This window comes from Gilvimarinus gilvus (assembly GCF_030518155.1).
Lineage (GTDB): Bacteria > Pseudomonadota > Gammaproteobacteria > Pseudomonadales > Cellvibrionaceae > Gilvimarinus > Gilvimarinus gilvus.
Map to the genome: position 1 here is coordinate 238,127 of NZ_JAULRU010000823.1, position 23,814 is coordinate 261,940.

Consider the following 23,814-nt stretch of genomic DNA (forward strand, 5'->3'; position numbering starts at 1 on the left):
TTTTTACGTCGAATAAATGAGTCTCTTACTTACGAATACCTTCTACATGCAATTCAAGCTCTACCACCTGAGACGCCGGCCCCAAATTGTAGTCAATACCAAAATCACTTAAGCGAATTTCAGTATCACCTTCGAAGCCGACTCGGTACCCGCCCCAAGGGTCTTTACCTTCGCCTACTTTCTCGACTTCAATGGTAATTTCTTTGGTAACACCATGCAGCGTTAAATTACCGACTACATCGAAGTCTTCACCATCGACATTAGTAACCTTGGTGCTGACAAAAGTGGCCTCCGGAAATTTACTGACAGACAAAAAATCATCACCGCGTAAGTGTTTATCACGCTCTGCATGATTGCTGTCTACACTCGCTGTATCAATCTTGACGGAAATTTTACTGGCCGACACATCGGCCGAATCATAGCTAAAATCACCACTGAAATCGTTAAAGCGGCCCAGAAGCCAGCTATACCCCAAATGTTTAATTTTGAAATTGATGGATGCGTGAGCGCCCTTTGTGTCGATGGCATAATCAGCCGCCAATGCGTTCCCAGAAGCCATAGCGGTCGTTAATACAACCCCTGCTGCCGATGCCTTTAAAATATTCTTCAGCGGTTTCATAACTTGCTCCTTTAGGTAAAATTACTTTTTAACGGGTTTTAAAATACGAATGAGCGTTCTATCGCGGATCAAAAAATGATGGCTCATTGCAGCCAACGCATGCAAACTTGCAAAGACAATAATGGCCCAGGCGAATACCAGATGAACCCACCCTGCTAAATCGACCTTATCCGGACCCAGCTCGATCAGCACAGGAAAGCTCAGCAAACCAAATATCGACGGCGCACTGCCTTCTGCCGTGGTAATAAGGTATCCGGACGCCATCACAGTAAATATCAGAGCGTACAAAATAATCTTGACCGCGCTCGCACCTAACCGAATTAGCAAACTGTGCTCGGGCAGTGGATCCGGAGTTCTGCTAAAAATGCGCCACAGCAACCGCAGCACCATGAGTGCCAACAAAATCAATCCAACACTGACGTGAAGCGAGGGCCCTTTGTGGTACCAGTCATCGTAATAGCTGAGGCTCGTCATATAGAGCCCAAGCGCGAACAAAAAGACGACCACCAGTGCACACACCCAGTGTAAAACAATGGTCACCAGACCATAGCCTCTCGCATTATCGTTCAACATTCAGTCAAATCCTTCAGCACGACACAAGCAAACAGATGCTACTAAGTTAGCAAACCTGACAACAGAACGCTGGTTAAGAAGTGTGAGAAGCGCAACATAATTGCCGCGAATTGTCAGTTAGACAACGAGACGCGGTGCTTCATGCATGAGCGCCCCGCTATCCGTAGCGGGGAAATCCTAGCGAGAAACGGAGCGAGTGCGACCGTTATCGTCAATGGCCACGTAAACATATTCACCCTCGGTAACCTTCGCCACCTCGCCAGAGCGGTGGTCTTTAATCCATACCTCGATCATGACGCGTATGGAAGAGCGTCCCACCTCTACCTCTTCTGCATAGACACTGACCGTAGCGCCCACTGGCACCGGGCGCAAAAACACCATACTGCCCACAGCCACAGTAGTAACACGGCCGCGAGCAATATCCTGCGCAAGAATAGCGCCGCCAATATCCATTTGCGACATTAACCAGCCGCCAAAAATATCGCCGTACGGGTTAGTGTCAGCGGGCATCGACAGCGTTTGCAGAGTTAAGACTCCGCGCGGGGTAGGATCTTCATCCAATCCGTGCATGGACATAAGCATTACCTTATAAATTCAAGCCCTTCATTCAGCGAAGGACTGTTAATAGCACCTAAGGCACCTGGCGTGAAAAGCTATCTCCCTGCCAGAACCCACGCGCTTTGGCAGCAATTGGTTTGCCAATTCTGCGGATTCTTCGTTAAGCCCAGGTTACCAGCTGAGGCCAAAGAGCAAGAACCAGCAGTAATAGTAATTGCAAGCCAATATAGGGCGCAACGCCCCGATATATGGCAGATGTAGGCACAGATTCCGGTGCAACACCACGCAAATAGAACAGCGCAAAGCCAAACGGCGGGGTTAGAAACGAGGTTTGCAGATTAATCGCTATCATAACGCCCAGCCACACCGGGTCCACTCCCATTGCCAACAATACCGGTCCGACAATGGGCACCACGACAAAGGTAATCTCAATAAAGTCGAGAATAAACCCCAACAAGAAAATCACCAACATCACCACCACCATGGCACCAAACACTCCACCGGGCAGCTGTTCAAACAAGTGATGCACCAGCTCTTCTCCGCCAAAACCGCGAAATACCAGAGAAAAGAGCGACGCGCCAAGCAAAATAGTAAAGATCATCGCACTGACACGGGTGGTAGCGCGCATCACCTCGCGCAATCTCGATAAGTTCAACTGACGCTTTAAGGCGGCCAAAATCAACGCCCCCATCGCGCCGACGCCGGCCGCCTCAGTTGGCGTTGCTATACCGGAAATGATCGAGCCCAATACCAGGGTGATAAGTACCAATACGGGCACCAGAGACAGCACCAGCCGTAGCTTGCTAACCCCCTGTGACTCGCCGACTTCAACCACTTTAGGGGCGGCGGCTGGTTTAACTTTTGCCACCAGCAAGAGATAGCCCATATACAGGGCCACCAAAAGCATACCGGGCACCACCGCACCGACAAATAAATCACCCACCGAAACGGTCTGTAGGTTTAATACACCCAGCTTAAGTTGGGCCTGTTGATACGCGCTTGAAAGCACGTCACCGAGCAGAACCAATGCTATTGAAGGCGGTATGATTTGACCTAGGGTGCCCGTCGCGCAAATAGTGCCGGTGGCCAATGCGGGTTGATAACCGTGGCGCAGCATAGTCGGGAGCGACATCAGCCCCATCGTCACGACGGTTGCGCCTACAATACCGGTACTGGCCGCCAACAGCGCACCGACCAATATTACCGACAAGCCCAAACCACCTGGCAGGCGGCCACATACTTTGGCCATGTTGCCCAGCAGCTCCTCGGCCAGGCGGGACTTCTCCAGCATCACCCCCATAAACACAAACAGTGGCACGGCCACCAGCGTGTAATTGCTCATAATGCCGAACAAACGGCCGGGGAAGGTTAATAGCAAAGACGGATCAAAAATGCCCCCGATAATACCGCCACCGGCAAACATTAACGCCACGCCCGCCAGTGTAAAAGCAACCGGATAGCCAAGCATCAAGGCCAGACACACCACGGCAAACATCACCAGCGGCAACAGCTCAATCATTATGGCGCTCCTTTAGCACGCACAATGCACGCAGCAATTCAGCCGTAGCGGCAAGCCCCAAACTGAGCGAAAAAAGTATGATCAGTGACTTGAGCAGGTACACAAAAGGCAGGCCACCAGAATCTGTGGAGACCTCCGCCACCTGCCAGGAGCCCATCACAAAAGACCAACTGATGGCCGCGACAAAACCACATAAAGGCATCAGAAACACCAGACAACCCAGCGCATCCACCCAGGCCCTGGCGCGGGCGCTCATTTTGCGATAGAAAATATCCACACGAACCTGCTCGGCGTGTTTAAGTGCAAACCCAGCGCCGAGCAAAAACACCGCCGCGTGCATATAACTCACCGACTCCTGCAGGCCAATTAACCCCACCCCTAAAAACCGGCGCGCTAAAACCACCAAACAGGTCGCCACCACCATCACCAAAGTGAGCCAGGATACACTGCGCCCGGTCCATTCCGTTATTTGATCGAGAAACTGTAGTGCGCGGGAAGACGTCGTCGCCGAAGAAGAGCTGGAGTTCATGAAGCCTGCGGCCTGTTCTTTATTGTTTAGGCGCCCAGTATAACGGGCGCCTCCGGTGCGATCTACTCACCTCTGGCGGTTACCCGCCCTGTTGCATTTGCTGCAGCCGCGCCTGGGCTTTCTGACCTAATTCGCCACCGCCTTGTGCCGCCATCTGAAAATACTCCACGGCCTTTTGCTGCTGGCCATTTTCCAGTGCATATTCACCCAGATAGTAAGCGGCAATTTGAGTGGGTAACAACGCCATACTTTTTTCCAGGTCATTGGCTGCGGCATCAGACTTCTTTAGCTGCGAGTAAGCCAAACCGCGGTAGACATACGGCCGAAAAAACTCTGGGTTGGCTGTTATCGCCTTGCCAAACGCATCGGCTGACTCGGCAAACGCCTTATCCTGAGCGTACAGGCGGCCTTTCGCCTCCCAAAACAAGGTCTCTTTTGGTTGCTGCTGAATCGCCTTATCAATAAGCTGCCTGGCGGTACCAAGATCGTCCTCACTGGCCGCTTTAAGTGCCTTCTGGTAATTTCCATAAGCTTCGCTGTCTTTTTTCAGTTGGGCGATGGCATCTTGATATTCAGCGCGGTTGCGGACGCCGCCGTTATAGGCTGCCGCCATCTGGCGGTTGCGATCCACTCGCTTCTGCGACGGCGGGTGACTGGCAAAGAAACTGTCCAACCAACTGGATTGCTGACCTTCACTGAGCTTTACGAACGTCTGCTGCAACTCGACTGCACCCTGAGGGTCATAACCCGCCGCAACCATATACTCAATACCATACTTATCCGACTGCAGCTCCTGGCCCTGTCCGTATTGTGCCTGCCAAGCTTGCGCGCCCACACCGAGCGCCCCCATAGCGAGGCCCGCCGCCTCATGTTCCTGCGTTGCTAAGGCAACACCGGCGGCCATTAGCCCAACATTGAGCAAGGTACCGCGGGTTTGCTGCTGAGCGCTGTGGCGGGCGGCCGCATGAACAATTTCATGGCCGAGTACCGCCGCGAGCTGCGCTTCGTCCTCCAGCAGCACCAACAACCCGCGGTTAATCGCGATCTTGCCGCCGGGCAGTGCCCATGCATTGGGAACACTATTGTTCAGTACAACAAATTCGTAGGGCAGGTCAGGACGATCACTCACGGCGGCCAGCTTTTGGCCCACCGCATTCACATAGACATTGAGGTCCGGATCTACCACATAGCGCCCGCCCTGAGACTGCTGACTGGGGCCATATTGCTGAGCACCTATAGCCACCTCTTGCTCCGGCGACATCAGTGACAACTCTTGCTGGCCGGTAACCGGATTGACACTGCAGCCAGTGAGCAGGATGCCCAGTAATACTATGGACGCTATAGAACGAACCAATTTCACAACCATCTCCTTTCATTGATATAACCTGTGCCAAGGCAGACAGGGCACAAAGTCTTTATAATGCCGCATTTTACCCATACAGAGGTTACATGGAATCACTGCAAGCAATCGAACTCTTCGCTGGCATTCGGCCCGACGGTCAACCCATGGTAGAGCGGCTGTCGGTAAAAGCGCTGCCGGACAACACCTTACAGCTAGTGCGCTCACCCGCTTTTGTTAAAGGCCTGGCCAGTGGCGATGTCATCAAGGCTGACCCGGACAAGCGTGAGTTCGAAATTTTAAAGCACAGCGGCAATCTGAGCGTACGAGTATTTTCCCGTAGTGATGCTAGCACGCTCGCCGATAGACTCAATGGCCCGGTTGTCAAACTCGGTGGAGAACTCGACTTCGAAACACCGCGTATGCTCATCTACAGCATTCACGTCAGTTGCGGCTTTAACACCATCGAAGAAGTCTTTAATACCATCAACAGTGACGATGCGGGCTGGCAGTACGGCAATGTCTATGACCCCAACGACGGTGTCACTCCCCTCAACTGGTGGCAAGACCTACTAAAACCGGAGTAATAAAACGTGCTTATTGTGATCTCACCTGCAAAAACTCTGGACTTCGACACGCCGCCGGTGACAGACAAGTCCTCGACACCTGACTTTCTAAACGACTCACGCGCACTGATTAAAGAGTTGCGCAATCTCTCGCCTGCTGATATTTCGGGCTTAATGAGCATCAGCGACAAGCTCGGCGTACTCAACTTTGATCGCTTTCAGGCATTCAAAACGCCCTTTACCGAGAAAAACGCCAAACAAGCGGTACTGGCCTTTCAAGGGGACGTTTACACGGGTTTGAATGCCGGGAGTTTTAAGGCGCGTGATTTTGACTTTGCCCAAAAGCACCTGCGTATACTCAGCGGTCTATACGGCTTATTGCGTCCTTTGGACTTGATTCAAGCTTATCGGCTGGAGATGGGCACCAAGTTCAGCAATGCCCGTGGCGATAACCTCTACCAATTTTGGGGCGACTCCTTGACCCGCGCTCTCAATCAACAATTGGCCGAGCAAAAAAGCCGCATACTGATTAATTTAGCCTCGAATGAATACTTTAAAGCGGTTAAAACCAAACAGCTGGACGCTGACGTCATTACCCCTGTATTTAAAGACTGGAAAAATGGTCAGTACAAAATCATTAGCTTCTTTGCCAAGAAAGCCCGCGGCCTAATGAGTGCGTACATTATCGAGAACCGCATCAAGAAGGCAGAGCAGATCAAAGCGTTCGACGTGGACGGCTACAGCTTCGCACCAGAGCTGTCTTCCGAGCGTGAGTGGGTATTCACACGTCGCCAGGACTAAAGCTGACCTCAGACATCAAAATCGGCTATCCTAAAGAATACTAACGCATTTTGGGAGCCAGGTATGGCGCTACGCATTCTCGTGGCGGATGACGCCAGTTTTATCCGCGACATGGTGAAAAAAAACCTCCGGGATAGCCTACCTGGTGTCGAAATTTTTGACGCCACCGACGGCAGTCGGGCGCTCGCCGCCGCCAAAGCGCAAACTATGGACTTAATCCTGTCCGATTGGGAAATGCCCAACCTCAGCGGCGAAGAGTTGTTGCGCAGCCTGCGCAGTGACGAACGCTATGAAACCACCCCCTTTATCATGATCTCCAGCCGCGGTGACCGCGCTCATGTGGTCAAGGCCGTAGAGGCAGGCGTTAACGACTACATCACCAAACCGTTTACACCTGAAGAACTGCTGCGCAAAGTGTATAAACAGTTAAAAAAAATCGGTAAGGCGCCCGCGGCGCCCGGGCAAGGAAAGGCGGCCAACAACGGTAATCGCGGCCATGCATTTGGCTCCATCGACGCGCTTACCGGCGGCTCAGCTCAAGCCTTAACCAGCTCACCAACACCAGAAAAGCCCGCAAAGGGGAAAAAGTTTAAGGCGCAAATTCGCTTTGACAGTAATAAGCCACCGGTTGCCTGCGTTATTCGCGATATTAATCTGCAGCAACTCAGTGCTGCGTTAGCCCGTGACAATGGATTGCCCGGCCTGTTCGATCAGGTAGTGGTAGATATCGGTCAGGACGGATTAGATGACCACATTCAACTCAATGCCTACGTCCACAGCCTGCAAGCGGCGGAGGCCAGCCCCAACAGTCGCGTGGTGAAAGCCGCTCTGCGCTTTGTCGACAACGATGCCGCTAAATCTGAGCAGCTCTCGCACTTAATCGGTAATTAGTTCACGCCCCTATGATAGATCAAACCTCTGCACTGCATACGCAGATGCTGCAACATTGTCTGGACCTGGCAAAACAATCAGTGAGCTCTGGTGGCGGGCCATTTGCAGCCATCGTCGTTAAAAACAATGACATCATCGCCAAAGCCAGCAATCGCGTTACCAAAGATTGCGACCCCACATCCCACGCGGAGGTCAACGCCATTCGCCGAGCCTGCGCAGCCCTAAAATCGCACCAGCTTATCGACTGTGTTGTTTACTCAAGCTGTGAGCCCTGCCCAATGTGCCTGGGCGCTCTGTTCTGGGCGCGACCTCTCGCCGTTTATTTTGCCGCGAGCCGTCGGCAGGCGGCCGCTGCGGGATTTGATGACTCGCTCATTTACCAACAAATTGGTATCGATGGGGCAGAGCGAAAAATTCCTTTTCATCACTTAGCGATGGCAGACGCCAATAGCCCGTTTCAACAATGGCAGCTCAACCACAACCGCGTGAAGTATTAAGTTCCGGTCCTTGCACGGCCGGATTTGGCGCGGTTTGAGAAGAAAAATGCACTTACGCGTATGCAGAGAGGCCCAAACTGGGCGAAGGGCCCGATTCAACTTCGCGGTAGGCGGCAATTGGTGCTGGCAGGTTTGAGGTATCTTCACGTTCCGGGTTGAGCGATTCCCAAAAACTCAGTGCCGAACGCAAATCACTGAACCCTAAGGCGGATTGAGCGGCGCCGCCGCTTTGCTCAGCACTGTTGGCGCCGGCAAGCTCACTCTCGCTGACGTATTCAATGACGCCATTGCCGTCGGGCTCTCGCTGCAACGGCTGACGGTTTTGCCCATTTTGTTCCGTGCGCTCAATAAACAGCTCAATTAAGGGATCAATCTGGCTAAATTCGGAAACCTGAGCGCTGGCCTCAACCCGCTCGGCGGTGCGGCGATTGTCGGTACCGTCTCGGCGCGGCGCCTCGGTCTGATTAACCGGCCGGCTTACACGCTCAGCTGGATTGACCCGGGCGGGCTCGGCAACGCGTTCAGCAGGACGCGTAGGGGCGTTCTGTAGCAAATAGGGGTTATAAGGTGAGGCGGATTGAATCACGGCACATCCAACGGTTTCTTCACAGCCAAGAGCGTTTAAAAAATAGCCAATATTGCGCGCAATTTCCAGTGCTGTTTAGAAAAATAGAGAATTTTCCGCCAAACGGTCAATTTTGCCAACTGGCCACTTGCTCAATAATGGAATGGTTTTAAAGTGGCGCCTCCACTCTCGACACAAGGCCTTTAAGTGAATCCACGCCCGCTGCTGCCAATGCTCTGCCAAGCCCTACTGCTACTGGCATTCAGCAGCCATCAACTGCGCGCACAGGAAGCCAGCGGCTCATCGGTCAGTCACTATATTCCCGCGCCCGCGGAACAAGCCCGCGCCGATCAGACCTTTCACCAGTTCACCCAACTCCTGCGACAGGCTGATTACCCCGGGGCTTACCAATACCTCGATACCAGCCTGCAGCGACGTCAAACCGCAACCCAGTGGCAAACCAGCGAGCTCCGTTTTGCCGAGTCTGCAGGCACACACGCGGGATATTCCACCCCTACCGCCACTTGGTTTTTCGACCCGCCGCATGCAAGTAAGCCAGGAATTTACGTCCAGTACCGCTACAAGTGCCACTACGCATACCTCGACCCCTGCCATGAAACACTGGCACTTTTCTCCGCTTTAGGGGAAACGTTCACGGTTATTCGCCACAGCCGCAGCTATATCAATACCCGCTCGGGCAAGCGTACCGGCTCATTCGTCGAGATTCCCGGCCACCACTCGCGCATACGCTAAACCCAGTGGTAGCCTCGACCTTCAGAATGGGGCTGTTTAGTAAAATCCTACCACTTTCTCGATTTTCGACCCATTTACCGACAACTTCACGTAATCAATACCTGACACAATTGGGTTTCCCGCCGCGTCGGTTAAAGAAAAGTTGAAAACCAAATGATTTTTAGTCATCAATAAGTTGGTCGCGGTAACACTCGCACCAGGAAAACGTTGCTGAAACGCTTCTATTTCCTCCCCAATGGCCTCGTATCCCACCGAGTGGGTGGTGGGACTTTGATGAACGCCATCAACGACGAATAGCTGTGCCAGCTGTGCTTGCCTTTTGTTGGGGTCTTGCTCCGACCATACCGCCAGATATGCATCCACCAATATTCGCTTATCGGTGACCGCGTCAGCCGAGACAGCAACCGAGCCGACTAACAACACCGTGAGCAACCACAACTTTGTCAAAGTATGCATTAGTATCCCTCCCAATGGCGCAGCTCGTACCACTCTATTTTCTCAAACGCCTGTTGTACAATAGCCTGGTTGTTTTGAACCGCCGGTGCCGTTAGGTACGCGTCGGGGTGAGACGAGTCATTCCACTCCATAATAACCACACGATCGGGCGATCGACCGCCCAGACCCTGGATCGAACTAAAATCCGCTACAGGTAAATTCATCACCGGCCGGGCCCCTAAGGCTTCGCGCACGGGTGCCGATAGCGCCACATAACTCTCAAATAAAGCCTCATCACCTATCCAGGCAACAGCCAATGTGTAAACTTTATCGGTGTCGAATGTAATCTCAAGTGCATCTTCCAAATCCACATCTACGGTCACCAGCTCTTGCCAAGCTTGGCTCGCCAGTGACTCAAAATTACTCTGAAAGGTAGAGTTGTGGCGCAGCTGCTTCGACTGCTCCGCATCGGGCCAACTGTATATGGCCATCGCTTGCGGTTGGTGATCACCGATTATCACACGCTCAACCGCAAAGCTGTGCGACTGCCGCAGTCCAAGATCGGCCGTCAGGCTCACCAAACCATCCAAATAAGCCTGCCGTGCATCGCCATCAGCGCCAGTTTCATCGGGCAGCACCAGCGAAATACGCTGACCTGAGTGAAAGGATACTTCGGTATTTTCAACTGCCTGTACGGGCGTCACCGCCAAGTTTGCAGCCACGCAACTGGCTGACAGCAAACGCAAGTAACTAAAAAAGGTCATAAATATTTCCTACATTCATGTTTTGGGCTTTTCACAATAGTGACAAGCCACTGGTAACAGGTCACTCTCGATAGAAAATGACCCGGGTTAGCTGTACTAGGGTGAATTTGTGAGGGTTATGGAGTCGCCGGTGTTGGCTTAGCCAGATCCAGACGATTAAACATAAAGCGTTTCATCATGGGGACGCACTCCTCGCAGATTGCCGGAGTGCTGGTGTCAATGTGCTTGGCGCCTTCAATAACATGCAGAACACTGTCCACACCAATGCTATTGGCGTACGTATCCAGCGGCACCGATCCGTAAACACCTTCACCCGTATGCAAGGGCACTGTGGCATCGTTATCCCCGTGTATGCTCAGCAGTGGAGGCTCACTGGCATCGAGGATTGTCACATCAGTCACTAAACCGGCGAGATTGATGATACCGCGCACCGTCACGTCACTGTCCAACTGGCCGAGGCCACCGAATTTGGCGATGGGCTCAGCCATACCCGGAAGCAAAGCATCGCCTGGGTCCAGATATCCGGTATGCATGGAAATAATAGCGCCGGCCGAATGACCACCGATAAATACATTGTTTAGATCAATGCGATAGGGGTTGCTGGCCTTGGCCTGGTCGACCAGGTGGGCAATGGCAGATTTTTGATCCGCAACCGATTTAAGCAGGGCGTCAAAATACAAGTCGGGGCCTTCAATTGATGTCGCTAACCGGTACTGATTAAGAGCCACCACGTAACCTGCCTGGGCAATTTGGTGGGCGACATCATCCATCCAGTCATCACCGGTTGCGACAAAACCACCGCCCGGGGTAAGAACCAGTAAGGGCCGCAAACGGGCATCATCCCCCACCGGCTCAAAAATACGCATAGCCAATATTTCTGTTTCACCCGAGCTGTCGTTAAAGACACGGGCAAACTCGATATCACCATGGCGTTCGGTTTTTTCAAATACCGGGTTTAAGTAACGCCGGTCGCGTTCGCTAATATCATCCGCTTGCGCCCACGAGAAAGTTGCCAAGGCACTCAGCGCCAGGCACGTGATAGGATGTTTTAGTGCCAACATAATTATTACCTCCTTAATCAGCTCAAGGCACGCAACGGCAGTGCCCGACTGCAGTCATAATGCTGAGTTAGAGGCAGCGAAGCGTCACTCTGGATACAAAGTGACACGCGCCAGAGCGTGGAGAGTGCAGCACGGAGAATGGAGGTAGTGGCAGAGCAAGCAGCCGTTAGCCGTTAGCCGTTAGCCGTTAACCAATATTTTCTGATCCAGCGGCGCTTTGCGAAACTGGGTCGGCGTCAATCCGGTGCGCTCTTTAAACAGACGATAGAAAGTATTCTTATTGTTAAAGCCTGCCTCATAGGCCAATTCGACGATTGGCATAGCCGGCTCAAGACGCAACAGACGCAGCGCTTCATCAAGCCGCATGCGGTTGATGTAGTCATAAAAACTCTGCTGCAGATAATCATTTAATAAACTCGACAGCTGATGAGTACTGACCCCCAATATTTCAGCCAAGCGTTTGAGCGACAAGTCATTGTCCAGATAAAGTTTTTCCCCCGCCATTAAATCTTCTAAATTGGCCTGTAGTTCTTTGGCCGTGGAAGCCGCCAGCGCAGGCTCCCGGGCCGGTGCAATGTGCTCAACCACTTGCCGTACAGCCCGCTGGCTGTCATTGAGTAGCAGTTTAGGACGATACACACAAACAAACGCCAAACCTTGTAAATATAGGGAGATGAGCATAACCAAAAAGCGCCAGGGCCAGGTTGCGAGTGGCTCAAACCAGGCATACAGGGTAATCAAGCCGGTATCGATTAACATTAAAACAGCCAAACCCGCTACCACATAAACAAGCCAGTAAAAATACGCCGTTTTGTGAAGACTGACCTTTTCTAGCAGCGCCTTTTTGTGACGTACAACCAGGCCAAAACTCAGCGCCAAGTAAACCAGCAAATGCACTGTCAGGGCCACGGCAATTGCCTGCATGGGTATTGCGGCACCCGAAAAACGCCAAACTAAGGTAATGACAAAAGGCAACAGGTGGACAGGCCAACTGCGCGGTAAACCCTGCCCTCGAATGGCCTGCACAAAACCCAACAACAGCGGGCCATATATCCATGACAAGTTAGTCGTCAACACCCAGCACCAGTCGATAGTGCCAAACGCCATTTGCGAATAAACATTGATCGGCGGCAGCAACATTAAGGCGACCAACACCAATAACAAGCGATTCGCCAGGCGATTACCGGTACGGCTGAACAACAATGTCAGGCATACCCAGAGCCCCAAGGCTAACGAAGCGGCTAATAAAAGCTTGATCCACTCTTCTGGGTTATTGATAAGGTTATCCTCACTGCTGCTGCAAATTCGCGTTTAGCGACATGAAAACTCTACGTAAGACATTATAGCCAACAAAACATTCCCATTGTTGGCAGAAAATTTTGTATGACAAATAGCCGGCGAAAATTTACTGACGGTAAATTTTATTGAACCGGGACTCGCTCCAGCCCTGCATGGTGGTATCACCAATACGCAGTAACGGTATACCACTTCCCTGCAATCGGTCGTAATCTCGCCTTGCCTGCTCAGAGGTTTCGATATCACGCTCTACATAGTCGATATTATTTTTAGCAAAATAGCGTCTCGCTTTTTTACAATAACCACACCAGCTGGTCGCATACATGACTACATCTTTTGCTAACAACAATTTGTACTCTTGATCCTGGCCATAGGCCGAATCAGGAACCGCCTGGTGCTTATACGAGTTGATCGTGGGTTCAATTGTTTGCGCATCAGCCTGTGCAGGCTTACTGTCGCCATAGTGGGTTTTGCCATTCTCATCCACCCACTTATAAATCTCTGCCTGCACTGGCAATACAAACAGCAATATCAGGAAAAACACTCTATAGCATTTCATTTTGCCCTCCAATGGCAATTCCACCAATCGTCACACGCCGGCCAATACTTCATTGCCCTGATGAAAAAAACCCACGCATGCTTACCCACAAAGGTGACGCACTTGCTCTGCATCCAACACCTGTTTTCTCAAATCTACCACAACGGTTGCGGAAATCTTATCTTGAATCGCCTGGCGATTGGCATCCCAATAAATCTGTAAATACCCCAAAAGTCCGGTCGTAATACCTGCGGCATAACCGCCGTAGCGAAAAAAACTATCCCAAAAAGTAATACTACTGGCATCAAGCTTGACCACCTTAATACCGCATAAGCGTTTGCCAGGCGTCTGGCCATTGGCCACAGAAGTAAACAGCGTGAAGTAAATAGCCATCCAACTAACACCAAGCCCAAGGTCTTTCATTAGCGACACCAACCAGTCAATCAGCGAAAATGGCGTTGCATGTACTTCGGCAACCTGGGCCTGATCAGCTTGCGGGTGTTCAGTCATTTTGACGCCATAATTTTTTAATAGAAAACTAACGAGCTGAGACTGTTCATCACTGCTTAAATTCGTGAACTCGGCAAAAATAGGATAGATGTTCTTTGCGGATTCTTTAGATATTTGTAAATCGGGGAAAGAAGCCGACAAGTAAAAATATTCCGACTGCCAACACGCCAAACTTTCGCACTCAGAAAATTTGGCGGTATTCTCAGCTGCCACAAGGAAGACATTCACACCAATGGCTTGCTCGGGCGAAACCTCCGACGACAAATCAACGCCGTGAAAGTTTACGTGTTTAAGTTGATCGCCAAATACAAACCAGGCTGCTGTACCTATTGCAACAACCACAATAAACAACGCCGCCACGAGCAGCACGATAGGCTTCAGGGTTTTGAGTACCAATGCACGGCTTGCATGCGGTATAAAAGAAACTGTGTGGCCAGATTTTCTGAAATAGCGCAGAAAAACTATGACGACGATAAAAATAATCCAGCCCACTGCCAAGTTTGTTAGCAATGCTATTAACGCTAAATCTACCGTTATTGCCAGCAAACGTTTTGCGGGCCGCGCCAACGGCAGCCCGATAAGAGAGTTATTTATATTGAGTGCGTGTGGGGTAATGTACTCAAGGGTATCGGCGGGCCGATCGCGATTTTCTTGCTCTGTCATTACCGCTTCCCTGTCAATGTTTTCGAACGGGGCGACACCCTGTGGCTACGAGCGCGCCCGGCATGCACCGGGCTTTATTGATTACTGAATTTCGGCGTTGTGATAGACGCGCTGTACGTCGTCAACATCGTTCAACATATCCAGCAGTTTTTCCAACATCTCAACATCGTCGCCGGCTATTTCCGTCATGGTTTGAGGAACAAACTGAATTTCATCCACGTCAAAATCGATACCTTCGAAAGCTTCGGACAAGGCATTGCGCGCTTTGCCATATTCCGTATTGGGGGCAAACACTGTGATTTTACCATCGGCGGATTCAATATCAGTCACATCAACATCAGCCATCATCAACGCATCCAGCACCTGCTCTTCGTCGTTACCATCAAAAACAAAGATCGCACTGTGATCGAACATATGACTAACGGTGCCCGAGGTACCCAATTTACTTTTGGTCTTGTTAAAACAAGTACGGACATCACCAATGGTGCGGTTAGGGTTGTCCGTTAAACAGTCAACAATGACCATGACATTGCCCGGACCAAAACCTTCATAGCGAGCGGCAGAGAAATCCTCGCCAGCTCCACCGTTAGCCTTGTCCAGCGCCTTCTCAATCACGTGACTGGGCACCTGATCTTTCTTCGCCCTATCCATCAAACTGCGCAGAGACAGATTGGCGCTGGGATCAGAACCCCCTTGCTTGGCGCACACATAGATCTCGCGGCCATACTTACTGTAGACCTTGGTTTTCGCGTCGGCGGTTTTCGCCATGGATTCTTTGCGGTTCTGGAAAGCTCTGCCCATGCCTGTCTCTTATCTATCATCTAATGTTAGGAAAAACGAGATTTTACTCCGATTGAGCGGTTTCGCAAACCAGAGGCCGAACGGGCTGATTGGGCTTAGCGTAGGCAAGCCGCTCCAAAGGCCGACCTACATGATAGCTATCGAGGCCCGATACAGCCACAGCACCTAACCCCGCAATGTCTATATAACCATCGTCAACAACCGACTGTGCCGGTGCCAACACCATGAAAATTTCCCCTACGACAAGCTCTGTTTTATTACACATTATTTGATGGTCGACGACTTTTAACCCCATTTTTACACGACTTTGTTGTACAAACGGCGCAAATACCCCCTCTTCGTACTCGGCGGTTAAGCCCACTTCAACGAACTCAGACTGCTCTCGTTCGAACCGCGCCGAGGTTTGATGAGCACACCTATAGATCTCCATATTGACCTGGTTGAGGGTAAATTCACCGGTGTCGAGTAGGTTCTCCAGTGAATGACGGGGTGCAGAATGGGGGCGAAAAATGACCCCCATAAGTGGCGGATTTGCCCCCAAATGAAACACTGAACTTACGATGGCGACATTCTCCTTGCCATCTCGCGAACGGGTCGCCACCAGGTTGGCGCTTTTGTATCCCGACAATGAATTAATAAACTGAGCGCGAAAGCGCGGTGACATGACGTCAATATCTGAGCGATTAAATTGCACTGGACACCTCCTTCAGGTATTAGGGGGTGTACGTAGCAAATGCCGGTTTAGTTCGTTGATGCGAGCTAAGGCAGCCACACGTCTGGCAAGCCAGATTTACGCCAAAGCGCAGCGAAATCCATAGCCAATGCGATGGTGACATGCACGGCCACACCGCCCCAGATAGAGCGCGAACGCAGTGCCAGTATCCCCAAAAAAAGCCCGAACAAAATAGCACCGGTGGCCTCGAGCCAGAGCTTAGGGAAATGGATCATCAGATAGGGCACACACATTACCCATATGGCATTGGCACCGAGTGCCGGGCGCAGTGCATTAAGCATAAAACCGCGAAAGAAAAACTCGAGGAAGACAAACTGCGCAATGTATAGCAACTCCCACGCGATCAGATCCAACCAACTTCGCGAGGCCTGACCGTAGAAGGGGTAGTGATGCACGAAATCTTGCCCCAAGCTCACTAAATAGACAAAAAATAGAATAGGCGTAACCAAGAGCAGGTAACCCAGCCAATGACTGTGGGTCTCACCCCAGCGCCACCCCATGTCCAGTACCCGCTCTTTAAGGATAAAACGAATCACCAGCGCCGGTAACAGTACATAGCCCACTAGATGCACGCCACTCCACCAGGCATAGCCGGCCAGCTCTAAAAAGCCGTTAGCGCGCAACTCAGCAATAAAATCTTGCCCCTGAATCGCCCCAAACCATGTAAGCAGCGTCCGCAAGTTACTGGAATATTTGCCGTAATGTACCAACAGTAAACACACGCAGACACACGCCAGCACTGCCATTATTCGGCGTAAAGAGGCCCGGCGATCCAGGCTATAAGAGGGCGCCTCGGCGTCGATCGCATCGAGAATCGACAGAATGTGCGCGGGATTAAGGTGTGTCAGAGGCTTCATGTTTAAACGGTAGATGGTCTCGGGCATCGTTAAAATAGCTTTGCACCATAGCACTTTCGCGCTGCAAAAAGTCGTCGATCGCGGCTTGAAAGCGCACATCCTGCAGCCAATGATGGGACACGGTTGTCACCGGCTCAAACCCCCGAGCCAATTTGTGCTCGCCCTGAGCACCGCCATCAAAGCGCTGCAAGCCCTGGCTTATCGCGTAGTCAATACCTTGGTAATAGCAGGTTTCAAAATGCAGAAAGTCGAACTCCTCAATACACCCCCAGTAACGACCGTAAAGGGTAGTGCTGTCCCGCAGCAGCAACGAGGCTGCAACTTGTCGGCCCTCTAAACGGGCAATAACCATTACACAATTTTGCGGCAAAGTTGTGCCCAATCGCTGAAAGAATTCCGCGCCTAAATAGCCCGCATGACCGCTGCGTTTTAAGTAGGTGTGCTGATAGAGCGGGTAAAAAAATTGCCAGTGCTCGGGAGCAAGCTCGTTGCCGGCCACCACCTCAAAAGTAAACCCCTGTTCGAGTACCCGACGGCGCTCCTTGAGTACATTCTTGCGCTTGCGTGAGGAAAAGGTAGCGACAAAATCGCCAAAATCGCGGTAGTTGCGATTGAACCAGTGAAACTGGGTACCCGTACGGCGCGCCAATCCGATCTCGCTCAGCGCGTCACTTTGTAACGCATTGGGAAACAAACAATGCCAGCCCGATAGCCCACGTGTATCGCATTCCTCTTTGATCGCAGCCAAAGCAAATTTAAGCAAGTCTTGACGTTGCCAACCGCCTATTAATCGCGTACCCAAGCAGGGAGTAAACGGAATGGCCGATAACATTTTCGGGTAATAACTCAGACCGTGGTGTTGATAAGCATCGGCCCAGGCCCAGTCAAATACATACTCGCCGTACGAATGTGTCTTGATAAACAACGGCACAATCAGCACACATACACCGGCCTCCTCAACCAAAAGGTGATAGGGCTGCCAGCCTGTTTGCGCCGTGGTCGCACCGGACAATTCGAGCGCTGCAAACCACTGGTGGCGACTAAACGGGTAGTCGCTAACCATCAGACGGTTCCAGTCATCCTGCGTGCACTGATCAATCGAGGTAAGAAAACGGTGGGTTAGTTCAGCCATGGGTTAATGATACACCGTTCCCGGTTCCCCGTTCCCCGTTCCCCGTTCCCCGTTCCCCGTTCCCCGTTCCCCGTACATTATCAATCACACGTCACCGGGCGATCCGGGTCAAAAGCCGCCAGCAACGTCTGAACATCAGTGGCCTGGCGGGCATTGTCGATCAATATCGTTGCGGTGGAATCTTCGCGGGCGCGCAGAATGCCAATTTGAGTGAACATCGCATCGGTATCGTTCACCCGGGTTTGCAGGTATTGCTCCGATATTTTCTCGCCGTCGTGCCAAATGGTCATATGCCCTTGGGTCGGGTCGCTGGAAAAGTGAATATGCATGGCGAGGTCGTGCCAAACCCCGGCACTGGCGCCCTCGGGTAAGCGCCAATAAACCTCATCGGCCCTCGAAGACTGGAAGCTCAGGGCCTCACCGTGAATATTAAAACGTACTTGTTGTTGCCAGGAATCACTGGATTCCCAGTAGCCGAGCTCGTGCTTGGCGGAAGACAAAGGTTTGGGCAGGTAGTAACTCCATCCAAAGTAAACATCGGTGCCTTCGCGGGTATCCGCGGGTTTAAAATTCAGCTCGCTGCGATTGAGCGCTGCATTGCCGTGCCAGAGAAATTGTTCGTCGCCGCTAATGGTGATTTCTGCGGCGTAGCCACCCTGGTAAACGCAATCGGACTGCACACTAATACCGGCGGGATTCGCCAGATAGTGCCACTGTGACAGGTCTTCGGTTTCAAAATCTCCCTGCCAGGGCTCTGCCCAAGTACTGGCAACCAGCGTACAGAACCCATAAATGACCAAACTCAGCATAGCCCGCCGCATACTCCACCTCTTTTTTGTAATTGCTACTGGGGTGTCTTTTATAACAAACCCAACAGGGTCGCGGCGAACAAATAGATAAAAGTACACTTTTTAACCACACTTTTCGAATGAGACTGTTACCTTAGCGCCCGAAACCGCACGGAGTTGCATACTTTTATCGCAAGAACACAAGAAGTGGGAATCAAAACTGCAAAAAAACTGTCACAATCGCTGCGTAGGCTGGCGCACTTATCTTCGCGCTTGGCACCTCTACCGGTAACCACATCGCAATTGGTTAATTGTTACAGTACAATCGGGCGGTTCAGGACCCGCATACTGCGGATAAACATGGACCCTGAATAGCTCAGCTCGGAACAACGAAAATTACAAAGATGCAAAACTTTTCCCTACAAGATACTGGCGCTGCAAGTTCACATCGCTTCGGCAGCCTGGCACGACGCGCCGGTGCGGCATTGGGTAAAGTCCCACTGAAGCGCTGGCAAGCGCTGGTTATGTTGCTGATCGTGCTTTGGCTCGCCCACAGCCTTGCCCAGTTGTTTTGGGCGGTCATACCCTCACCCGACATTCCTCCGGCGCAAGTTGCTGTTAGCACGCTCACGAACACTGGAAGCGACGCCAAAGCCGACGCCGATATTACCCGGCTGCGCGAATTGACTGTCTTTGGCACTAGCGCTGAAGGTGAAGAAAGCGAAAATAACACAGTGCCAGCTCGGCCTCTGGAGCCACAGATTGAGGATCAGGCCGTAGATACCAAGTTGTCGCTCGTTCTTCAGGGAGTCATCAACTCCAGTGACAATCGCTCTGCCCGTGCCATTATTGCCGATTCCCGGAACCAGGAAATATATGGCCCCGGTGATGAAATCAAAAATATGCGCGGGGTTAAAGTTGCCAAGGTATTAGATCTGCGCGTGATTTTGGACAACAAAGGTCAGTATGAATCACTCTGGTTGTATAAAGAGGGCCCCGGTGGGCGCCAAATCGCCAAACGCTATGACGCGCCACCTGCGGCAAGTAACAGCCGCAGCTGGGAGGGTGATGACTCCGAATTTTTGGATGAAGGTGGCAATGCCCAAGAGCCCCAAACTGGCCCCATTGAGCGAGACATTCCCAAGGGCCCGCAAGAGAATGTGTCGGTCGAGCAAATTGGTCAAAATCTCTCCGATGTGGTCGCCTTTAATATTCACAGAGACAGTAGCGGTCAAATCAAAGGTTATAAAGTGCGCCCCGGGCGCAACCCGGCAGCGTTTGACGCCGTTGGGCTAGAGTCTGGTGACGTTGTCACGGCAGTGAACGGTACACCGCTGGACAACCCCGGCCGTATCATGGAAATTTATCGCAATTTAGGTCAAGCCACATCCGCCAGCCTCGAAGTCGAGCGCAATGGTGACACAGTGACCATTGACGTTGAGCTGGAATAAGTGAGGTTCGTAGTGAGAAGGTGCAGTAACCGCATTCAAGCCGCCCTATTGGTATTTGCTTTGGCCGTTGTGCCCCTGGCACACGCCGAGCAAACCTGGACGGTTAACTTTAAAGACTCAGATATTCAGGAAGTCATCAAATTTATTGCCGAGGCTACCGACAAAACCATTATCATCGACCCCAAAGTGCGCGGTCAGGTTAAGGTTATTTCGGAAAAGCCGGTCAACAGTCAGGAGCTGTACGGGCTCTTTTTGTCTATTCTCGATGTCCACGGCTTTACCGCGGTAGAGAACGGCAATGCGGTGCGTATTGTTCCTAACCGCGATGCTCGCTCCCTGCCCATACCCAGCGCGAATAACGGCAGCAGCGACAGCGATGCCTACATGACTCAGGTTATTCAACTGGAAAACATCAGTGCCGCCAAACTCCTGCCGGTATTGCGCCCGCTGGTACCCCAGCACGGTCATATTTCAGCCTACGATCCCAGTAATGCCATTATCGTCACCGACACGCGCGGCAATATTGATCGCTTGTTGGATGTGGTAAAACAAATCGATAAAGCCGCCGTTATCAGCACTGAATTAGTAGAGCTGCGCTACGCACAAGCGGAAGCCATTGTTAAGGTCATCCAGCAACTGGAGAAGCCCGATGCCCAACGCGGTAACGCCAGTTCCCCGGTTACCGTTGTGGCTGACGCGCGTATCAATGGCGTTCTGGTCAACGGCGACGACATGCAGCGCCAGCGCATTAAAGGCTTAATTCGCCGCCTCGACCGCCCGCAGATTACCAATTCCAACGTGCGCGTGATTTATCTCAAGTATGCCAAGGCCGAACAAGTGGCCGAAGTGCTCAATGGCGTGCTGCAAAACATGCAGAAAATCGAGCAATCCGAGGGCGCAGGCAATACCGGCTCGCGCTCGCAGATCAAAGCCAGCGTGCAGCCCGACGAAGACACCAACGCCATCCTAATTACCGCCGATGGCGACACTTTGCAGTCACTGATGGTGCTGATCGAAAGCCTCGACATCCGCCGCGCCCAGGTGCTGGTGGAAGCCATTATTGTTGAACTGGAAGACAACGCCAGCAAGGAAATTGGTATCGAGTGGATGTACCGCGACGACAATGCCGGCTTTGGCAGCTCCAGCAACGGCGCTGACGGCACCCTGGGCTCCATCGCAGGCAGTGCCTTTGGCGATGATGACGCGGCCCTGGCCGGGCTCGCTGGCAGTTTATCTGGTATAGCAGGGCAGGTGTTCGGTATTGGCCGACTCGGTGAATCCACCGATATGCTGGCCGTTTTGAAATTACTCAAAGCCAATGGTTCGAGCAATATTTTATCAACACCGAGCCTGCTCACCACCGACAACCACGAGGCCGAAATCTCCGTCGGTCAGAACGTTCCCTTCGTCACCGGCTCCTACACCAGCACTAGCGGTGGCGGTGGCAGCAACCCCACCAACCCCTTCAACACCGTCGAGCGCAAAGACGTGGGTATCCTGCTGAAAGTGACTCCTCACGTCAATGACGGCGACACCGTGGTCATGGATATTGAACAGGAAATATCCAGTGTCGATAGCTCGAGCACCACGCCAGCATCGGGCATTATTACCAACCAGCGCAAAATTAGCACCCAAGTCATGGCCGCCTCAGGCGAGGTCGTGGTGTTGGGTGGTTTGATCAAAGACGACGTGACCACTACCGAGCGTAAAGTGCCGATTTTGGGTGATATACCCGTACTGGGAAACCTATTTAAAAGCCAGACCAGCACCAAGCTGAAAACCAACCTGATGGTCTTTATTCGCGCCAGTGTCGTGCCCGATGACGCCATGCTGCAGGGGGCTACCGCGGAGAAATATCGTCATATTCGCAACGAGCTGATCGATCGCCGGGATAACTCCAACTTGATGATCAACAACTCGGAAATGCCCATGCTGCCCGAGTGGGAAGAACAGCTGCGCAAGGTCCAGCAGCGCTATGACGCCGAGCAGTCGGCAGCGCCCGAGGCGGGAGAGTAAGCCTTGAACAGCGAAATCTCCGAACCCGCAGAACTGCCGGAAGGCTTTGACAGCGGCGACGCCGTCACGGACGAGGAACACCTGGCCGCCAGTGCCGGTGAGAGCCCACGCTTGCCGTTTAGTTTTGCCTCGGACCACGGTGTTATGCTCGACCCGGAACAGCCGGGCCGGGTGCTGCACAAGCCCGGCTTAAAGCTAGACGTGCTGACCGAGCTCGCCCGTTATTTTGACGGCGACATGGTGATTGAGGAGCTCGACAGCGAAACATTTCAGCAGCGTTTGACGCGCGAATACCAAAGCAGCGACGGCGCCGCTCAGCGCGCCGCCGAAGACTTGGGCGCGGAATTTGATTTATCCACCATGGCCGATGACTTGGCTGACCGCACCGACCTGTTGGCCGGTGACGACGACGCGCCCATTATTCGCCTGATTAACGCAATTCTGTCTCAGGCCGTGCGCGAACAAGCTTCTGATATCCACCTTGAGCCCTTCGAAGACAGGGTCTCAGTGCGTTTTCGTATCGATGGCGTACTAAGCGAAGTCCTCTCGCCCAAGCCTGAGTTGGCGCCCGTACTGGTCTCGCGCCTAAAGGTGATGGCGCGCCTGGATATCGCCGAAAAACGTTTGCCACAGGACGGCCGTATTACCGTGCGCCTGGCCGGTCACGCCGTTGACATTCGCGTCTCCACCATACCGTCGGCCCACGGTGAGCGCATTGTGTTGCGTCTGCTGGATCAGGCCGCCGGTCAGCTCAAACTTGAAGAACTGCAAATGCCGCCTGTGGTACAAGAGCGATTTGGCCACGCCCTGAAACGCCCGCACGGTATTATTCTGGTAACCGGCCCCACCGGCTCCGGTAAAACCACCACCTTGTACGCGGGCTTGAGCCACATTAATGCGCCCAGCCGCAATATCCTTACCATTGAAGACCCGATTGAATACCTGCTTGCCGGTATTGGTCAGACTCAGGTAAACGCCAAAGTCGATATGACCTTTGCCCGCGGCTTGCGCGCCATACTCAGGCAAGACCCGGACGTGGTGATGGTGGGGGAGATTCGCGACTCAGAAACCGCTGACATTGCCATTCAAGCCAGTTTGACCGGCCACCTGGTGCTGTCCACCCTGCACACCAACACCGCCATTGGCGCCATCATGCGTCTCAAAGATATGGGGGTAGAGCCCTTTCTGCTGGCCTCCAGTATCGAAGTGGTTATGGCGCAGCGCCTGGTACGCAAACTCTGTAAGGAGTGTAAAGTGCCCTACGAGCCGGTAGAGTCCGAGCGGCAGATGCTCAACTTACCCGAGGGTCAAACCGTATTCCGCGCAGGCGGCTGTAATAAGTGCAACCAAATGGGCTATAGGGGCCGTAAAGGTATTTACGAGCTGATCGAAATCAACGAGCACATGCGCCATCTGATTCACGAACAAGCCGGTGAGCAAGAGCTGATTGCCGAAGCCCGCAAACAGTCGGAATCCATCAGCGATGACGGCCGCCGTCACGTGGTAGAAGGCATCACCAGTCTAGAAGAAGTGCTGCGCGTTACCACCGCGAGCTAGGG

26 protein-coding genes are annotated in these 23,814 nt (G+C 52.4%); 8 read left to right on the plus strand and 18 right to left on the minus strand.

Translation table 11 applies throughout. From position 1 onward, the window contains the following. Positions 1 to 25: 25 nt before the first annotated feature. The 6 genes from QWI17_RS22820 to QWI17_RS22845 all read right to left on the minus strand — a co-directional run bounded on the left by QWI17_RS22820 (position 26) and on the right by QWI17_RS22845 (position 5,158). The gene (locus QWI17_RS22820; protein WP_302724849.1) at positions 26 to 619 is read right to left on the minus strand and encodes a YceI family protein; all 594 of its coding nucleotides are present in this window, start codon (positions 617 to 619) and stop codon (positions 26 to 28) included. 21 nt (positions 620 to 640) lie between these two features. Continuing rightward, the gene (locus QWI17_RS22825; protein ID WP_302724850.1) at positions 641 to 1,192 is read right to left on the minus strand and encodes a cytochrome b; all 552 of its coding nucleotides are present in this window, start codon (positions 1,190 to 1,192) and stop codon (positions 641 to 643) included. A gap of 177 nt (positions 1,193 to 1,369) precedes the next feature. Continuing rightward, complete coding sequence (locus QWI17_RS22830; RefSeq protein WP_302724887.1) at positions 1,370 to 1,762, minus strand: acyl-CoA thioesterase; 393 nt, start codon at positions 1,760 to 1,762, stop codon at positions 1,370 to 1,372. Between the two features lie 148 nt (positions 1,763 to 1,910). After that, entirely contained in the window at positions 1,911 to 3,269 is a 1,359-nt protein-coding gene (locus tag QWI17_RS22835) for a TRAP transporter large permease (protein WP_302724851.1), read from the minus strand. Continuing rightward, positions 3,262 to 3,798 (minus strand): TRAP transporter small permease subunit, encoded by a 537-nt coding sequence (locus tag QWI17_RS22840; RefSeq protein WP_302724852.1) that lies wholly within the window; start codon positions 3,796 to 3,798, stop codon positions 3,262 to 3,264. The genes QWI17_RS22835 and QWI17_RS22840 overlap by 8 nt, the downstream gene beginning before the upstream one ends. Before the next feature lie 79 nt (positions 3,799 to 3,877). Then, positions 3,878 to 5,158 carry a M48 family metalloprotease gene (locus tag QWI17_RS22845; RefSeq protein ID WP_302724853.1) on the minus strand — a complete coding sequence of 427 codons (1,281 nt, stop codon included), beginning with the start codon at positions 5,156 to 5,158 and terminating at the stop codon, positions 3,878 to 3,880. An 89-nt stretch (positions 5,159 to 5,247) separates the two neighbouring features. Between QWI17_RS22845 and QWI17_RS22850 the strand changes: the two genes are divergently transcribed. The 4 genes from QWI17_RS22850 (at position 5,248) to QWI17_RS22865 (ending at position 7,892) form a co-directional block, all read left to right on the plus strand. Then, positions 5,248 to 5,724 (plus strand): DUF4265 domain-containing protein, encoded by a 477-nt coding sequence (locus tag QWI17_RS22850; protein ID WP_302724854.1) that lies wholly within the window; start codon positions 5,248 to 5,250, stop codon positions 5,722 to 5,724. A 6-nt stretch (positions 5,725 to 5,730) separates the two neighbouring features. Continuing rightward, on the plus strand, positions 5,731 to 6,504 hold the full coding sequence (yaaA, locus tag QWI17_RS22855; RefSeq protein ID WP_302724855.1) for a peroxide stress protein YaaA: 774 nt from the start codon (positions 5,731 to 5,733) through the stop codon (positions 6,502 to 6,504). Positions 6,505 to 6,567: 63 nt separating this feature from the next. Then, positions 6,568 to 7,395 carry a response regulator gene (locus QWI17_RS22860; RefSeq protein ID WP_302724856.1) on the plus strand — a complete coding sequence of 276 codons (828 nt, stop codon included), beginning with the start codon at positions 6,568 to 6,570 and terminating at the stop codon, positions 7,393 to 7,395. An 11-nt stretch (positions 7,396 to 7,406) separates the two neighbouring features. Then, complete coding sequence (locus QWI17_RS22865; RefSeq protein WP_302724857.1) at positions 7,407 to 7,892, plus strand: nucleoside deaminase; 486 nt, start codon at positions 7,407 to 7,409, stop codon at positions 7,890 to 7,892. A gap of 52 nt (positions 7,893 to 7,944) precedes the next feature. Here QWI17_RS22865 and QWI17_RS22870 read toward each other — a convergent pair whose 3' ends face one another. After that, entirely contained in the window at positions 7,945 to 8,478 is a 534-nt protein-coding gene (locus QWI17_RS22870; RefSeq protein WP_302724858.1) for a hypothetical protein, read from the minus strand. 186 nt (positions 8,479 to 8,664) lie between these two features. Here QWI17_RS22870 and QWI17_RS22875 point away from each other — a divergent pair, with 186 nt between their 5' ends. After that, positions 8,665 to 9,210, plus strand: coding sequence for a hypothetical protein (locus tag QWI17_RS22875; RefSeq protein ID WP_302724859.1), 546 nt, complete (start codon positions 8,665 to 8,667; stop codon positions 9,208 to 9,210). 36 nt (positions 9,211 to 9,246) lie between these two features. Here QWI17_RS22875 and QWI17_RS22880 read toward each other — a convergent pair whose 3' ends face one another. The 11 genes from QWI17_RS22880 to QWI17_RS22930 form a co-directional block, all read right to left on the minus strand. Then, the gene (locus QWI17_RS22880) at positions 9,247 to 9,666 is read right to left on the minus strand and encodes a nuclear transport factor 2 family protein (RefSeq protein ID WP_302724860.1); all 420 of its coding nucleotides are present in this window, start codon (positions 9,664 to 9,666) and stop codon (positions 9,247 to 9,249) included. Then, positions 9,666 to 10,409: a DUF1330 domain-containing protein gene (locus QWI17_RS22885; protein ID WP_302724861.1), complete on the minus strand. Its 744-nt coding sequence runs from the start codon at positions 10,407 to 10,409 to the stop codon at positions 9,666 to 9,668. Before QWI17_RS22885 ends, QWI17_RS22880 begins: the two co-directional genes overlap by 1 nt. A gap of 116 nt (positions 10,410 to 10,525) precedes the next feature. Continuing rightward, a complete protein-coding gene (locus QWI17_RS22890; RefSeq protein WP_302724862.1) occupies positions 10,526 to 11,470 on the minus strand; it encodes an alpha/beta hydrolase in 945 nt (314 codons plus the stop codon). 180 nt (positions 11,471 to 11,650) lie between these two features. Next, the gene (locus QWI17_RS22895; RefSeq protein ID WP_302724863.1) at positions 11,651 to 12,673 is read right to left on the minus strand and encodes an AraC family transcriptional regulator; all 1,023 of its coding nucleotides are present in this window, start codon (positions 12,671 to 12,673) and stop codon (positions 11,651 to 11,653) included. 202 nt (positions 12,674 to 12,875) lie between these two features. Beyond that, positions 12,876 to 13,325, minus strand: coding sequence for a glutaredoxin family protein (locus QWI17_RS22900; protein WP_302724864.1), 450 nt, complete (start codon positions 13,323 to 13,325; stop codon positions 12,876 to 12,878). Between the two features lie 81 nt (positions 13,326 to 13,406). Next, positions 13,407 to 14,477: an RDD family protein gene (locus QWI17_RS22905; RefSeq protein WP_302724865.1), complete on the minus strand. Its 1,071-nt coding sequence runs from the start codon at positions 14,475 to 14,477 to the stop codon at positions 13,407 to 13,409. Positions 14,478 to 14,558: 81 nt separating this feature from the next. Beyond that, a complete protein-coding gene (locus QWI17_RS22910) occupies positions 14,559 to 15,278 on the minus strand; it encodes a YebC/PmpR family DNA-binding transcriptional regulator (protein WP_302724866.1) in 720 nt (239 codons plus the stop codon). 43 nt (positions 15,279 to 15,321) lie between these two features. Then, positions 15,322 to 15,972, minus strand: a complete 651-nt coding sequence (locus tag QWI17_RS22915; protein WP_302724867.1) for a flavin reductase family protein — start codon at positions 15,970 to 15,972, stop codon at positions 15,322 to 15,324. A gap of 65 nt (positions 15,973 to 16,037) precedes the next feature. After that, the gene (locus QWI17_RS22920; RefSeq protein ID WP_302724868.1) at positions 16,038 to 16,868 is read right to left on the minus strand and encodes a CPBP family intramembrane glutamic endopeptidase; all 831 of its coding nucleotides are present in this window, start codon (positions 16,866 to 16,868) and stop codon (positions 16,038 to 16,040) included. Next, the gene (locus QWI17_RS22925; protein ID WP_302724869.1) at positions 16,846 to 18,000 is read right to left on the minus strand and encodes a GNAT family N-acetyltransferase; all 1,155 of its coding nucleotides are present in this window, start codon (positions 17,998 to 18,000) and stop codon (positions 16,846 to 16,848) included. The genes QWI17_RS22920 and QWI17_RS22925 overlap by 23 nt, the downstream gene beginning before the upstream one ends. Positions 18,001 to 18,080: 80 nt before the next feature. Beyond that, positions 18,081 to 18,821, minus strand: a complete 741-nt coding sequence (locus QWI17_RS22930; protein WP_302724870.1) for a polysaccharide lyase family 20 protein — start codon at positions 18,819 to 18,821, stop codon at positions 18,081 to 18,083. Between the two features lie 371 nt (positions 18,822 to 19,192). Between QWI17_RS22930 and gspC the strand changes: the two genes are divergently transcribed. Genes gspC through gspE form a run of 3 tightly spaced genes read left to right on the plus strand, consistent with a single transcriptional unit; the run spans position 19,193 to position 23,812 of the window. After that, positions 19,193 to 20,239 carry a type II secretion system protein GspC gene (gene gspC, locus QWI17_RS22935; protein WP_302724871.1) on the plus strand — a complete coding sequence of 349 codons (1,047 nt, stop codon included), beginning with the start codon at positions 19,193 to 19,195 and terminating at the stop codon, positions 20,237 to 20,239. Then, the gene (gspD, locus tag QWI17_RS22940) at positions 20,240 to 22,255 is read left to right on the plus strand and encodes a type II secretion system secretin GspD (protein WP_302724872.1); all 2,016 of its coding nucleotides are present in this window, start codon (positions 20,240 to 20,242) and stop codon (positions 22,253 to 22,255) included. It abuts the gene before it with no gap. Positions 22,256 to 22,288: 33 nt separating this feature from the next. Next, a complete protein-coding gene (gene gspE, locus QWI17_RS22945; RefSeq protein WP_370659591.1) occupies positions 22,289 to 23,812 on the plus strand; it encodes a type II secretion system ATPase GspE in 1,524 nt (507 codons plus the stop codon). Positions 23,813 to 23,814: the final 2 nt, after the last annotated feature.